Origin of the sequence: Methylacidimicrobium tartarophylax, assembly GCF_902143375.2 — a bacterium.
GTDB classification, from domain to species: domain Bacteria; phylum Verrucomicrobiota; class Verrucomicrobiia; order Methylacidiphilales; family Methylacidiphilaceae; genus Methylacidimicrobium; species Methylacidimicrobium tartarophylax.
Map to the genome: position 1 here is coordinate 1 of NZ_CABFVA020000036.1, position 13,254 is coordinate 13,254.

A 13,254-nucleotide genomic window follows, 5' to 3' on the forward strand; every position below is an offset into this window, starting at 1 on the left:
CGGGCGCTCGCCAGTGGCGGTCGCGTCGAGGCAGCTCTCTCCCAACTTCCCTCCGATGCTCCCGGAGGCAATTTTGGATTGCGCCTGAAGATCACCGATCTCGACCTCCACGAGTTTCTTGCCGCTCTCCAGAGCAACGCTCAGGTCGCCCGGGGCCGTCTCACTCTCGATCTCGACTCTTGCGGCCGGCCGCTCGTCGCCAAGAGCTTAACCGGACAGGGCTCCTTTTCCGTGAAGAACGGACAGATTGAGAACATCTCCCTTTTCTCCGCCCTGGCGACCATGTTTCGGGAAAGCAGCCTCGCTCAACCCGATTTCTCGGAATGTGCCGGCCGGTTTCGGATTCAAGAAGGAGCTGTGACCTTTTCGAACATCAACTTTGACTCCCCTCACTTTTCTCTCTCGGGAGAAGGCTCGGTGGCTTTCGACTCTTCCTTGCGGCTTCTCCTTCGCGTCCACCTGAAAGATTCCCTTTTCCATCGCCTCCCGGATCTCGTGGCGCGCCAGCTTCGCTTCCTGCAGGATCGGTCGCAAGTGATCGTCCTCACGATGAGAGGAACGATTCAGAACCCGGAAGCGAAATTGTTGGAAAACTTGGCGTTGCAATCGAAAGATTCAGGGCGGCTTCCCTCGCTCTTCCTCCCATGACTAGCCTGCATGTCTCACAAGCGATCTCCTGCGGGGAGAATGAAGGTGCATGGCACTGCGGGTAATCTCCGGCACTGCCGGCGGCCTTCTCTTGGAAGTTCCCCGAGGGGTCGAAATCCGCCCGGCTCTCGGCCGAGTGAAAGGAGCGATCTTCTCCTCGCTCGGGGAATGGATCGTCGACAAGAGAGTTCTCGATCTCTATGCCGGCACGGGCTCTCTCGGCATCGAGGCCTTGAGCCGAGGAGCACGGGAAGCGACCTTCGTCGACTTGGCCAATTCCTGTTGCCGAGCGATTCGTCACAATCTCCTCAAGACCGGTTTCACCGGACAAGTGATCGAAGCCGACGCCCTTCGTTTTTTACTGAGGGACCAGCACCAGTATGACATTGTCTTTGCCTCTCCCCCCTACGAGAAAAAGGCACTCATCCTAGACCAGCATCCCCTGCTCTCTTCGGTTCCGCCAAGGCTGGCTCCGCACGGTCTTCTCATTTGGGAGTTTTTTCGACGCAACCAGCTCGAGCACCCTGCTCCGTGGAGAGTCCGGTGGCAGCGGAGAGCGGGAGAAACGATCGTCGTCATGCTCGAGTTGGAGGGTTAGCTAGATTCCTCTAGAACAAAGCCATCACCCATTAGCATCGGAGCGGCAAAAACCCGCCTCCGTTGGCATATAATTTGCTTTAGGATTTTTCGGTGAAAGAAGAGTTAATCGAGCATCTCGAAAACGAAAAGAACTCAGAGGGGAAAAATCCGCAAACTCCTTCTCCTGCCAAGACGGTGCGAAGGAATGTGAGCCCCAAACGCTTTGCCGCGCTCTGGTCGCAACCCTTTCGTCGATACGTCGAATGAGGTAGACGGACCGCAGCGGTGTTAAGCTGGCTTTTGCGAACGGTTTCTCCTATGGTCGGCAAGAAGAACGGCGCTTTGGGGATCGTGGAGAAATGGTGATCGATTCAATCCCGCTCGTTTGGTGACGGGCGATTCCACGGGAGCGGGGACGCGTTCACCGGTGCCGGTTTCTCCTTTTCCGATGTTCTCTCTGTGTTTCCGTCCCGACTGCCTTGACTCCTCCAGCCTAACTCCGCTAGGCTGCAGATGATGTCATATCAACACCCTTTTCGCTCCACAGAGGGCGAACCTTTCCTCCCGGCTTACTCCCGTCGAAGGGCGCTTCAGATGTTGACGGGCCTCCTAGGAACAGCAGCGATACCTTGGCCGCGGGAACTCCGCGCCGAGGGCGGCAATGCCGCATCCGATCTTCCCCTGCCCGATACGCATTGGAATGCTGCCGTTCCGACCGGACTCGTGCCGCAAAAGCTCCCGCTTTTACGACTCAGCGATCGGCCGATCGTGCTGGAAACCCCTCGCCCATTTTTCGAGTCACTCCTTACGCCGAACGCAGCCTTCTTCGTCCGCTATCATCTCGATGTCATCCCCAATGCGATCGATCTCTCTGCGTGGCGGCTCTCGGTAGGCGGCAATGTTTCCCGGCCTCTGCATTTCTCTTTTTCCCAGCTCCTTTCCCAGTTCGAGCCGGTCTCCGTCGTCGCGGTCAATCAGTGCACGGGAAACTCGCGCAGCCGCTTCTTTCCCCGAGTCGCGGGAACCCAGTGGGGCAACGGCGGCATGAGTAATGCCCGTTGGACGGGAGTGCGTCTCATGGATCTTCTCAATCGGGCGGGTCTTCGATCTCACACCGTCGCCCTCCGTTTCCAAGGCCTCGACTCCGGGCGCGGCGCGGAGGGAACCCCGTCCCATGCGTATTCCAAGTCTTTGGATCCGGAAGACCCGATCCTGCAGGATTGTCTCATCGCCTACCAGATGAATGGCGAACCCTTGCCGATGCTCAACGGCTTTCCTGTCCGCCTGATCGTCCCAGGTCGCTTTTCCACCTGCTGGATCAAGCATCTGAGCTGGATCGAAGCTCTCACCGAGCCCGATCAGAGCCATTGGATGATGAATGCCTATCGGCTTCCCAAGAAGCCGCACTACTCCACGACACCGGAAGAAGTCGCCTTGGGGAAGCTTTCCACCATTCCCGCCAGCCACGCGCCCATGCCCGTTCGCTCCTTTTTTGTCCTCCCGGATGGTTCGTCCAAGCTGGTCGTCCGTCTGCCCATCGAGATCAAGGGGATTGCTTTCAGCGGCTCGGGAGGAATTCGTCAAGTCGAGGTCTCCACCGATGGAGGCCGGAGCTGGAGACTCGCCCGGCTCGATCCCGATCTGGGCCCCTATTCCTTTCGTGGCTGGAGGCTGGCGTGGACTCCGCGGCAGCCGGGACGGGTTGAGCTCTGCTGTCGTGCGACGGATGGAAAAGGCAACGTCCAGCCGATGGAACCGATTTGGAATCCTGGAGGATACGCATGGAATGTCGTCGAAACGCAGACCGTTTTCGTGGGGGAGTCCGCTTGAGCGCACATCTCTTCCGCTCCATCGCCGTTGCGGTGGTTTGCCTCACCCTTTATGCCGGAGTCGATTCCGCTCTTGCGGATTCCGACGGCCTATCCGAAGCCGGTGTCTATGCTCTCGATTCTACCGGTTTGATTATGCCGGTCTCTCCCTTTCCGGGAAATGCGACGTCGACCTATTCTGTGGGAGCCTATCCGCTCGCTCCCACTCCCTTGGTGCGAGGAAGCGGACAAGAGCTCGTCGAAAGCTACTGCTCGATCTGCCACAGCGTGACCCTGATCGGCGCGCAGCCCCATTTCCCGCCCGAGCTCTGGAAAAAGGAGGTGGACAAGATGATTCACCTCGGAGCGCCCATTCCCACGGAGATGGTCGGACAGATCGTCGACTATCTGCAGAAGCACTACGGCCCCCTCCCCGAGGGGAACTCGTCTTCCGTTCCTCCGTCAAAACCGAACCCATGACGCGGCCATCAGAATCCATCGGGCAAAGGAGAGCCGCACGGTCCCGCGTTCGCGGAAGACGAGTTCCGTCCGAAGGTCAATACCGGTAACCTTCGGGCTTATAGGGCCCGGACGGCGGCACGCCCAGATAATCGGCCTGAGCCTCCGTCAAGCGCGTAAGCTTCGCGCCTAGATGCCCCAGATGGAGCCGGGCAACCCGCTCATCGAGGATCTTTGGGAGAACGTAAAGTTGGCCGCGTGCATAGCGCCCGGTCTCCCGTTCTCTCCAGAGCTCGATCTGAGCCAAGGTCTGGTTCGTGAAGCTGGCGCTCATGACGAAGCTGGGATGCCCGGATGCGCAACCCAGATTCACGAGCCTCCCTTCGGCCAGGACGAAGAGGCGCTTGCCGTTGGGCCAAACGAAAAGATCTACCTGGGGCTTGATCTCGACTCGGCGGAGTTTCGAGTCGCCATAGAGAGTGGAAACGTCGATCTCGCTATCGAAATGACCGATGTTGCAGACGATCGCCCCGCTTTTCATCTGCTCCAGATGTTCCCGCTGAATCACATGGATGCAGCCGGTGGCCGTGACGAAGATATCTCCGACTGGCGCAATGTCCTCAAGCACGGTCACCTCGTAACCCTCCATCGCCGCCTGCAGGGCATTGATCGGGTCAACCTCGGTGATCACCACGCGGGCACCCATTCCGCGGGCGGAGCGGGCGCAGCCTTTGCCGACATCCCCGAATCCGCAGACAACGACCGTCTTTCCGGCGACCATGACGTCGGTCGCCCGCTTGACTCCGTCGAGGAACGACTCGCGACAGCCGTAAAGATTGTCGAATTTGCTCTTGGTGCAAGAATCGTTCACGTTGAATGCCGCCGTTCCCAAGGTGCCCTTCGCTGCGCGTCGCGCCAGCCGATGGACTCCTGTCGTCGTTTCTTCGGAGATTCCAAAGATTCCGGGGAGGAGTTCGGGATGCTTTTCGTGAATCAGCTCGGTTAGATCGCCGCCATCGTCGAGGATCATGTTCAGGAACGAGCCGTCGGGCCAGCGCAACGTCTGCTCGATGCACCAGAGGTATTCTTCCTCCGTCTCTCCCTTCCAGGCAAATACGGGAATCCCGCGCGCAGCGAGAGCCGCCGCCGCGTGATCCTGCGTGGAAAAGATGTTGCAGGAGCTCCACCTTACCTCAGCGCCCAGGGCGATAAGGGTTTCGACGAGGACCGCGGTCTCCACCGTCATGTGGAGACAGCCGGCGATGCGGGCTCCTCTCAGCGGCTGCGTCGGACCCAGTTCTTTGCGCAGAGACATCAGTCCGGGCATCTCGGCCTCGGCTACCTCGATTTCCTTTCGGCCGAATTCGGCCAGCGTCATGTCCTTGACTCGGAAGTCCTCGGCGGAAAAGGTCTGCTTTTCTTTCGTTTCTACCGTCGTGCTCATCGGAAATGTTCCTTTCTGAATTGAGGGAGTTCTTCGTTCCTAGCTTTGTGAGACAGGCAGGCTAGAGGTCGAGCATCTTCCTGAGAAGAGCAGCGCGATCGGTCCGCTCCCAGGTAAAACTATCGAGCTCGTCTACCCGCCCGAAGTGGCCGTAATTGGTCGTGTGTCGATAGATTGGACGGAGCAGCGAGAGCTCCTCGATGATCTCCGCGGGCTTGAGCCGGAATACTTGCCGGATCGCCTCCACGATCTTGTCCTCTTCCGACTTCCCTGTCCCAAAGGTATCGACAGCGATCGAAACAGGGTCAGGATAGCCGATCGCGTAGGCAAGCTGCACTTCGGCTCGGTCCGCGGCGCCCGACGCTACCACATTCTTTGCCACATACCTCGCCATATAAGCCGCACTCCGGTCGACCTTCGATGGATCCTTTCCGCTGAAGGCCCCCCCACCATGGCGACCCATTCCGCCGTAGGTATCGACGATGATCTTGCGCCCGGTCAGTCCGCTGTCGGCTTCCGGGCCGCCAACGACGAACCGTCCGGTGGGATTGATGAAATATTGGGTCGACCGATCGAGCAACTCGGGCGGGATCGCTTTTGCCACCACCTCGGAAAGCACGACCTCCCGGATTGCGTCTTGGCCGATTTCCGGGAGGTGCTGCGTAGAGACGACGACCGCCTCGACATGGACCGGCCGATATCCCTCATAGAGAAGCGACACTTGCGCTTTTCCGTCGGGGCGAAGCCACGGGACCGCGCCGCTGTGACGCAGCTCGGCCAACCGGCGGCAGAGGCGATGAGCAAAAATAATGGGAGCGGGCATCAGTTCGGGAGTCTCTCGGCAGGCGAAGCCGAACATCATGCCTTGATCCCCGGCCCCTTGCACACCAGGAGTCGCCCCGTGCGTTCCATCAACTCCTTGAGCGATGTCCGGACTCTGCTGAGAGAGGGCGTAGACGATCTGCAGCTTGTCGGCATGAAAGATCTCGCCCGGCTCATCATAGCCGATTTCCCGAACCCGTTCTCGGGCGATCTGGATATAATCCAGCTTTGCTCTCGTCGTGATCTCTCCGGCCAGGACGAGGAGATTGCTCTTCACGAGCGTCTCGCAGGCAACCCGGCTGTGAGGATCTTGCTCTAGGCAGGCATCAAGGACTGAATCCGAAACGGCATCGCAAACCTTGTCCGGATGCCCTTCGGTTACCGATTCCGAGGCGAATACATGTTTTCTCGCGATCACGCGCCATTCTTAGGGAAAAAATCAGGCGTTGGCAACAGAAATATTAATTGATAAAGATAGGTCGATGCATTCACATTCCGCCGCCTTGCCCGCCCAGTCCGGCGATCGCCTTCGCCGTCTCTGGTCGATGCTGGGGGATCTTACGCGGCTACGCATCCTCGCTCTCTTGCGAACGCAGGAACTTTCGGTCGCCGAGCTTTGCGAAGTCTTGCAAGCCAGCCAGCCGGCGGTCTCGGGCCATCTCGCCCTGCTTCGAACCGAGGGACTGGTCCGCGCCCGTCGGCAGGGTCGGAAGACCTTTTACTCTCTTCCTCCCGAACGGAACGAGGCGGAAGCCCGTCTCTCCGGCACGGCCCTTCTCCTTCTTGCGGAGAGCGGAGAGGCAGACCGCGATCCCGAGCGGCTGCATAAGGTCATTGAAAGACGGAAGAGAGAAACTCGGGCCCATTTTAATCGAATGGCAGGCCGACTGGGGGGTGCCGCTTGTCCCGGCAGGGGTTGGCCCGCGGTCGGTCCCCTCCTCACCCGCTTGCTTCCGCCTGTCGTCATCGCCGACCTTGGGTGCGGAGAGGGCTGGCTCTCGCAGCTTCTTGCCGAACGGGCGGAACGCGTGATCGCCGTTGACATTTCCCCCAAGATGGTGGCTTTTGCCGCGCGGGAAGCCAAGAAGCGAAATTTTACCAATCTCGAGTTCCGCGTCGGGGATCTGCAAAACCCGCCCATTCCGCCGGAAAGCGTCGCGATTGCCGTGTTGAGCCAGGCGCTTCACCATGCCCCAAGCCCCGAGGGAGCCATTACGGCTGCTTCCCGGATTCTTCACCCTGGGGGGACCCTGGTGATTCTCGACCTATGCGAACACTCTTTTGAAGACGCCCGCACGCTCTACGGCGACTATTGGCTCGGCTTCTCGGAGAACGACCTCGAAAAGTGGCTGACTGCCTCAGGCTTCGGCGAGATCCGGATCCAGCCCCTCGATCCCGACCCCGATCCTCCGCACCTTCGCGCGCTGCTGGTGAGTGCGATCAAGCCGATCCGCTCGGCTTCGCACGTCCGCTGAGCGGAACGAGTCAGCGGCTGATGTCCTTTTGAGAAAGCACCCGGAACTGGTTTCGGATCAGGACCGAACTGGCCAATTCGTCATCCTCCACGCGAAGGGCGAGCACGGCCTTCCCGTAAGGGCGAGTGATGAGCGGATAGCTGAAGTAGATATTGATCTCGGCTTGCAGGAGGGTTGCCAAGAGTTTTCGCAAGTCGTCCGCGCTTTGCGGAAGCTCAACAGCAACCAAGGTCGATTCATTGAAAGCAATGTGATGCTCGTGAAGAAGGGATCGGGCGCTCTCCGGATCGTCCACGACCAACCGGATCACAGCGGCGTCGACCGAATCGAGAATCGTAAAGCTGACAATATCCACTCCGCCACTGGTCAGGAGCCGCACCAGATCGAGGAGCCGACCTGCCTTGTTTTCCATGTAAACGGAAAACTGGATGATTTTCTCCGTGTTTCTTTCCCGAGTCGTTTGTAAACCCACAATCACTCCTCTCTGCTGCCGCGCCGCTTTCCCCAAGGCCAGCCCATACCCAACCCTTAAAACACCCGCTGCAGAAAACGAGACTTCACGAGGATACTATCCAAGGTGTTGCCCCCCAACGCAAGCAGTGCCGCCCTCCCCTCTCCTCAATCACCCGCGGTAGGACAGGCCCCTTTCCGAAAGTTTGCCCGCATCCATCGGTTCATGCGAGCAACCGCCTCCTCAAGATCTCCCATGCGCGGGCTAAAGCTGCAGCGAAGATATCCCTCTCCGGAGGAGCCAAAGGCGGTCCCCGGAACCACCGCTACCCGGGCCTCCTGCAAGAGGCGAAACGCAAACTCTTGGGAAGAGAGGTGGAACGGGAGGATCGATGGGAAAAGGTAGAAGGCTCCTTCCGGCCGATGGCAGGGGAAACCCATGGCAGTCAGGCTGCGCCAGAGATAGTTTCTTTTTCTCCGATAGGAACGCCGCATCGATTCGATTTGAGTCGCCCCGTGCTCCAGTGCTTCGATCCCGGCCTCCTGGCTCAGGATCGGTGCACAGAGCATCGAATATTGATGGATCTTGACCATCGCCGCAATCAGAGGTGCCGGCCCACAAGCCCAACCGAGGCGGAATCCGGTCATCGCGAATGCCTTCGACAACCCGTTGAGCACTACCGTCCGCTCCTTCATTCCAGGAAAGCTGGCGATCGAGCGGTGCCGTTTCTCATAGGTCAACTCGGCATAAATCTCATCGGAGAGAACGACCCAGTCTTCCCTCTCCGAGAGGGAGGCGATCTTCTCCAACTCGCCCTCGTCGACCATCGCGCCGGTAGGATTCGCCGGCGAGTTCAAAAGGAGCGCCTTGACTCCCGGTTTCGCCCTTTGCGCTACTGCTTCGGCCCGCAACTGGAATTCTTCTTCAAATCGAGTGGGGATGCCGATCGGAACTCCATGAGCGAGCAGGACGCTGGGGGAGTAGGCGACATAGCTGGGGTCTGCGTAGAGAACGTGATCACCCGGGTTGATGATCGCGCGCAACGCACAATCGAGCGCTTCGGAAACGCCGACCGTCACGAGGATTTCTCCTTCTGGGTCGTAGCAGACTCCGGTCAGCCGTTCCATGTAGCCGCTGATGGCCTGGCGCAGGCGAAGGAGCCCAAGATTCGAGGTATAGCCCGTCTTTCCCGATTCTAGCGCGAAGATCGCCTGCTCACGAATATTCCAAAATGTCGACTCTCCCGGCTCGCCGATCCCAAGGGAAACAATCCCCTCCATCGACTGCACGAGATCGAAAAAGTCGCGGATTCCCGACCGAGGAAGATCGCGCACATGCCGAGCGATCCAAGACTCCCCACTGGGAAGAAAAGGCAGAATTTTGTCGGCTTGGGGATCGGGAGCTGGTTGCATGGCGCTTCCGCTCATGGGCTGATCGACAGGCGACTGGTGTCGACTGCCTCTCCGACGAGGATTCCTTGCTCCTTATAGGTTCGCAACATGAAATGGGTTGCCGTCGAGGTCACCCCATGAAGGGTCGCCAGCTTCTCGGAAACAAAGCGAGCGACCTCCTGCAGAGTGGAGCCTTCGAGAAAGACCAGGAGATCGTATCCCCCGCTCATCAGAAAACAGGAAGTGACTTCAGAATAACGGGCGATTCTTTGAGCCAAACGGTCGAATCCCCCTCCCCGCTCGGGAACGAGCTTCACTTCGATGACAGCTTTCACGGTCCGGCGCTGCGCCTTTTCGTCATCGACGATCGCCTTGTACGCAAGGATCACCTTCTCTTTTTCCAGCCGTGCGATCTCCTGCTCCACTTCCGCAGCCTCGCGGCCCAAGAGCTTTGCCAAAGTTTCCGAGGAACGAAGCGGATTTTCCTCCAGCAGACAGAGGAGCTCAGCCGAAAAGGAAACTTCCTTGCTCATAAGAGAATCGTCTTTCCGTCCACACGGAAAAGGGAGGAAACCGATTGGCCGGTATGAATGCGCTTGATCGCCTCTCCCAAAAGAGGCGCAACATCGAGCACGGTCACGTTCACGCCCTCGACCGAGGGGACCGGCACGGTGTTCGTGATAATGAGCTCCTCCAGGCAAGAGTCTTTCAAACGCTTTATCCCTAATGGATTAAGCACAGCATGGGAGATGCCGGCAAAGATGCGGCGTGCCCCCATCTCCTTCAGGATCCGAGCGGCCGATGTCACGGTGCCCGCCGTCTCCGTTAAGTCATCGACGATCAAGACATCCCGCTCCGAGACCTCGCCTACGACGAATTGCGCTTCCGTATGCTCCGCATCGACTCGACGCTTGACCACCAGCGCGAGCCCGGCATCCAGCATCTGCGAATAACCGGAGGCCAGCTTGATTCCCCCGACATCCGGCGAGACGACAACCAGGTTGGAAAGCCCTTTTGTGGCCAAGTAGCGGTAGAGAACGGGCGCAGCATAAAGATGATCGACCGGAATATCGAAGAAGCCTTGAATCTGCTGGGCGTGCAGATCCACCGTCAACACGCGATTGACTCCGGCGGCCACCAGTAGATTAGCGACCAGCTTGGCGGTGATCGCCACCCGCGGGCGATCCTTCCGATCTTGCCGAGCGTAACCGTAAAACGGGATCACTGCGGTCACCCGTGCCGCGCTGGCGCGCCTGGCGGCATCGATCATGATCAGCAGCTCCATGATATTGTGATTCGTCGGCGGACAAGTGGGCTGAACGATAAACACATCGCGTCCGCGTATGTTTTCATCGATCTTCACGAAGGTCTCCCCATCGGGAAACGAGGTGATCGTGGCCGCACCCAGCGGGATACCGATCGACTCGACGATCCGTTCCGCCAGCGGGCGATTGGCACTCCCCGTGAAAACGAGAAGCGGATGAAGTTCCTCTTCGTTCATTGGCAACGAATTCTATTTTTTCTGTTTTTAAGGGTATCGCCGACGGCTCGCGCCATCCGGCCATCGGAGCAGATGTCTGGCACTAGACAATCCGCTTTCACGGATTGCGGTCCTCTTCGGTCAAGTTGGCAAAGGAAGAAAAGTGCTCGAATTCGGGGAAAAAGGGATTATGAGCCTTTTCGAAGCCCACCGTGGTCATGGGCCCTTCCGAGGGGCACAAGAGCGTCTCGTCGTTCAGAGTGAAAATATGCGACCTGACCTCCTCCAGCCACCCTTCATACAGAAGCGGTCGTTCTTCTTCCCCTTGGGCATCGGGAGGCAAGAGAAACCGCCCGATAAAAGCGACGGGGAGATCCAAGCCGCGGACGAGGTAGAGCCTGCGGCTGACTCCGTCGCGGGAGGCAACGGAGCGACGATACATCTGAAGAGTCCCCAAGGGGAAGCTACCATCCTCTTCTCCCACCTCTGACCGAACGGGCAGAGCGCTTCGATCCTCCAAAAATCGCATCCATCCGGGATCGATCGGTTGACTCGATTCCGTGAAAAAGAGATAGTGCGGCACAAGAAATTCTTGTTCCAGGAGCCGAACGACCTGGGGGCACTCTCCGCCGATATCGATCAGAGAAGCCAAGCGCGAAGCGGAATCCCAGAGCACGTATCCTCTCCGCGATTCGCTTTCCATGCTCCGAACGGTTGCCGGCATCGAAAACGTGGAACCACTCTCCCGTTCCCGGGCAATCGAGAGCAGCGCATCGGCTCCCAAGTGCAATGCAGCAGCCACACTGCGAAGGACGCCAGGGTCGAGAATACCCGCTTTCAACTCTCGCAGCTGCCGCAAGGGCGTTTGAGAACGTTTCGCCAGCCCCTCATCCGTCCATCCCAGGCCGATTTGGGCTCTCTCCAGAATCTTAACCCACGTCGGCATACTTCCTTCCCATCCGATGCCCGCCGCTTCCACGGGCTCAAGTCCTGGCCCCTCTTTCGGGGAGGCTAGGCCCGGCTTAAGTATTTCCCCTCCGCCGTGCTGACCTTGATCTTCTCTCCTTCTTTGATGAAGAGCGGCACCTGGACGCTGAGGCCGGTTTCGAGCTCGGCCACCTTCATCACATTCGTCGCGGAATCTCCCCGGACCCCTTCAGGGGAACTCACGACTTTCAAGGTGACGGTGGGCGGGAGCTCCACGGCAGCAATGACCTCATCCGTAAAAAGGAGATCGACCGCCTGATTTTCCATGAGGAAGTCCTTCGCTTTCCCGACAAGATCTTCCGGGACGGAGACGCTTTCATAGCTTTCCGGATCCATAAAGACATAATCTTTGCCTTCTCGGTAGCTGTATTCACACTTCTTCCGAGTCACGCTGACCAATTCCACCTTGTCCGATGAGCTGAAGCGTTCCACGGAAGATCTTCCCGTTCTCAAATTGCGCAACGTCATCTGGACAAAGGCGCGCAGATTCCCCGGAGTCCTGTGTTGCGTTTCCAAGACGAGACAGACAGCCCCGTGATAGCGGATCGCCTGTCCCTTACTCACATCGCTCGCGTTCGTCATAGATGCTTTGTTCTTTTTCTACATCAATTTGTGCATGGTGAGATCTCGAGAATCGACCATGCCGACCGGCCGGTTGTCCCTGTCGACCACGATAAGATCGTCAATGCGATGGTTTTCAAAGAGATTGAGCACCTCCACCGCAAGCTTGTCAACTCGCACCGTGACGGGCTGCTCCGTCACCACCTCGGAGAGCGGTTGCTCTCCTACTCTAGGATCCCGTTCATAATGGCGCACGAAGTCCCCGTGCGTAAAGATCCCGACAAGAGCGCCGCTCTCATCGACGACCACGGCCGCTCCAGCCCTCTTCCGGTTCCACTGGCGAAGGGCTTCCTTCACCGCAGCTCCTTTCGGCAAAACGACGATCGCCTCTCGCGGCCGCATGATCTCTCCCACCCGCAGCAGCAGGTGGCGTCCCAAGCTTCCTCCGGGATGGAGGCGCGCAAAGTCTTCTTTGCGGAATCCCCGTTTTTCCAGGAGAACCATTGCCATGGCATCCCCGAGAGCCAGCATCGCTGTCGTGCTCGAGGTCGGTGCCAAATTATGCGGACAAGCTTCCTTCTCGACCCCAACATCGAGCACGACGTCCGCGTTTTGCGCCAGGGTCGACTTGAGGTTGCCGGTCATTGCGATGACAGCAATCTTCATCCTCTTGAGGTAGGGAATCAGACGAACGAGCTCTTCGGTCTCCCCACTGTAGCTCAGCGCCAGCGCAACGTCGCCCTCACAAGCGATACCCAGGTCCCCGTGAAAGGCGTCGACCGCATTCATCACCACGCTCGGCGCCCCCGTGCTGGCCAAGGTTGCCGCGATCTTTTGACCAATATGTCCCGACTTTCCCACTCCCACCACGATCACCTTCCGGTTTTCGGAAACGACGTCGGAAAGGCGACGAACCGCCTCCTCAAAAGAAGGTCCCAACTTCTTTTCCACCAGCCGAAGGGAATCGATCTCGATCTCGAATACCCTTCTACCCAGCGCCAGCAGGTTCATGGAGGGATCGATGCTACGGGCTCACTGCTCGAAAAACAACGGCTAAATTCCCAGCCTTCCTGTCTCACAAAGTTCGTACCCGAGGCGCGGGCCGATGGGCCGGAATGCAAACCGCACGAGAACGCTTGGGAGACAGGC

Annotated in this window: 15 protein-coding genes; 6 read left to right on the forward strand and 9 right to left on the reverse strand. The window is 58.6% G+C overall.

The genetic code is table 11. From position 1 onward, the window contains the following. From MAMT_RS04400 to MAMT_RS04415, 5 genes are all read left to right on the forward strand, one after another. Positions 1–648, forward strand: a 648-nt coding sequence (locus MAMT_RS04400; protein ID WP_142659799.1) for an AsmA-like C-terminal region-containing protein, incomplete at its 5' end; no start/stop codon positions are given. A 49-nt stretch (positions 649–697) separates the two neighbouring features. Further along, entirely contained in the window at positions 698–1,246 is a 549-nt protein-coding gene (locus MAMT_RS04405) for an RsmD family RNA methyltransferase (RefSeq protein WP_142659800.1), read from the forward strand. Between the two features lie 92 nt (positions 1,247–1,338). After that, a complete protein-coding gene (locus MAMT_RS11305) occupies positions 1,339–1,494 on the forward strand; it encodes a hypothetical protein (RefSeq protein ID WP_178086911.1) in 156 nt (51 codons plus the stop codon). 327 nt (positions 1,495–1,821) lie between these two features. Continuing rightward, positions 1,822–3,057 carry a molybdopterin-dependent oxidoreductase gene (locus tag MAMT_RS04410; RefSeq protein ID WP_246186522.1) on the forward strand — a complete coding sequence of 412 codons (1,236 nt, stop codon included), beginning with the start codon at positions 1,822–1,824 and terminating at the stop codon, positions 3,055–3,057. After that, a complete protein-coding gene (locus MAMT_RS04415) occupies positions 3,054–3,515 on the forward strand; it encodes a cytochrome C (protein ID WP_142659801.1) in 462 nt (153 codons plus the stop codon). Before MAMT_RS04410 ends, MAMT_RS04415 begins: the two co-directional genes overlap by 4 nt. A gap of 76 nt (positions 3,516–3,591) precedes the next feature. Here the strand turns inward: MAMT_RS04415 and ahcY are convergent, their stop codons facing one another. Both ahcY and metK read right to left on the reverse strand, forming a co-directional pair. After that, complete coding sequence (gene ahcY, locus MAMT_RS04420) at positions 3,592–4,938, reverse strand: adenosylhomocysteinase (protein WP_142659802.1); 1,347 nt, start codon at positions 4,936–4,938, stop codon at positions 3,592–3,594. Positions 4,939–4,999: 61 nt separating this feature from the next. Further along, positions 5,000–6,175, reverse strand: coding sequence for a methionine adenosyltransferase (metK, locus tag MAMT_RS04425; protein WP_218579735.1), 1,176 nt, complete (start codon positions 6,173–6,175; stop codon positions 5,000–5,002). Between the two features lie 67 nt (positions 6,176–6,242). On the opposite strand from metK, the gene MAMT_RS04430 reads away from it, so the two are divergent. Continuing rightward, complete coding sequence (locus MAMT_RS04430) at positions 6,243–7,235, forward strand: ArsR/SmtB family transcription factor (protein ID WP_246186523.1); 993 nt, start codon at positions 6,243–6,245, stop codon at positions 7,233–7,235. A gap of 10 nt (positions 7,236–7,245) precedes the next feature. Here MAMT_RS04430 and MAMT_RS04435 read toward each other — a convergent pair whose 3' ends face one another. The 7 genes from MAMT_RS04435 to MAMT_RS04465 form a co-directional block, all read right to left on the reverse strand. After that, positions 7,246–7,707 (reverse strand): ACT domain-containing protein, encoded by a 462-nt coding sequence (locus tag MAMT_RS04435; RefSeq protein ID WP_142659804.1) that lies wholly within the window; start codon positions 7,705–7,707, stop codon positions 7,246–7,248. A 146-nt stretch (positions 7,708–7,853) separates the two neighbouring features. Further along, positions 7,854–9,098: an aminotransferase class I/II-fold pyridoxal phosphate-dependent enzyme gene (locus MAMT_RS04440; protein ID WP_142659805.1), complete on the reverse strand. Its 1,245-nt coding sequence runs from the start codon at positions 9,096–9,098 to the stop codon at positions 7,854–7,856. An 11-nt stretch (positions 9,099–9,109) separates the two neighbouring features. Further along, positions 9,110–9,610 carry an Lrp/AsnC family transcriptional regulator gene (locus MAMT_RS04445; RefSeq protein ID WP_178086912.1) on the reverse strand — a complete coding sequence of 167 codons (501 nt, stop codon included), beginning with the start codon at positions 9,608–9,610 and terminating at the stop codon, positions 9,110–9,112. Then, complete coding sequence (locus tag MAMT_RS04450; protein WP_142659806.1) at positions 9,607–10,578, reverse strand: ribose-phosphate diphosphokinase; 972 nt, start codon at positions 10,576–10,578, stop codon at positions 9,607–9,609. Before MAMT_RS04450 ends, MAMT_RS04445 begins: the two co-directional genes overlap by 4 nt. A 97-nt stretch (positions 10,579–10,675) precedes the next feature. Further along, a complete protein-coding gene (locus tag MAMT_RS04455) occupies positions 10,676–11,503 on the reverse strand; it encodes an MBL fold metallo-hydrolase (protein WP_142659807.1) in 828 nt (275 codons plus the stop codon). A 65-nt stretch (positions 11,504–11,568) separates the two neighbouring features. Further along, positions 11,569–12,126, reverse strand: coding sequence for an elongation factor P (efp, locus tag MAMT_RS04460; protein ID WP_142659808.1), 558 nt, complete (start codon positions 12,124–12,126; stop codon positions 11,569–11,571). Positions 12,127–12,144: 18 nt separating this feature from the next. Continuing rightward, positions 12,145–13,116, reverse strand: coding sequence for a KpsF/GutQ family sugar-phosphate isomerase (locus MAMT_RS04465; protein ID WP_142659809.1), 972 nt, complete (start codon positions 13,114–13,116; stop codon positions 12,145–12,147). Positions 13,117–13,254 lie beyond the last annotated feature (138 nt).

Bases quoted from the DNA above. Each gene is read 5' to 3' on its own strand.
- MAMT_RS04405 (WP_142659800.1), top strand. From the start codon at position 698: ATGGCACTGCGGGTAATCTCCGGCACTGCCGGCGGCCTTCTCTTGGAA.
- MAMT_RS04410 (WP_246186522.1), top strand. From the start codon at position 1,822: ATGTTGACGGGCCTCCTAGGAACAGCAGCGATACCTTGGCCGCGGGAA.
- ahcY (WP_142659802.1), bottom strand. From the start codon at position 4,938: ATGAGCACGACGGTAGAAACGAAAGAAAAGCAGACCTTTTCCGCCGAG.
- MAMT_RS04430 (WP_246186523.1), top strand. From the start codon at position 6,243: ATGCATTCACATTCCGCCGCCTTGCCCGCCCAGTCCGGCGATCGCCTT.
- MAMT_RS04440 (WP_142659805.1), bottom strand. From the start codon at position 9,098: ATGCAACCAGCTCCCGATCCCCAAGCCGACAAAATTCTGCCTTTTCTT.
- MAMT_RS04445 (WP_178086912.1), bottom strand. From the start codon at position 9,610: ATGAGCAAGGAAGTTTCCTTTTCGGCTGAGCTCCTCTGTCTGCTGGAG.
- MAMT_RS04450 (WP_142659806.1), bottom strand. From the start codon at position 10,578: ATGAACGAAGAGGAACTTCATCCGCTTCTCGTTTTCACGGGGAGTGCC.
- MAMT_RS04455 (WP_142659807.1), bottom strand. From the start codon at position 11,503: ATGCCGACGTGGGTTAAGATTCTGGAGAGAGCCCAAATCGGCCTGGGA.
- efp (WP_142659808.1), bottom strand. From the start codon at position 12,126: ATGACGAACGCGAGCGATGTGAGTAAGGGACAGGCGATCCGCTATCAC.
- MAMT_RS04465 (WP_142659809.1), bottom strand. From the start codon at position 13,116: ATGAACCTGCTGGCGCTGGGTAGAAGGGTATTCGAGATCGAGATCGAT.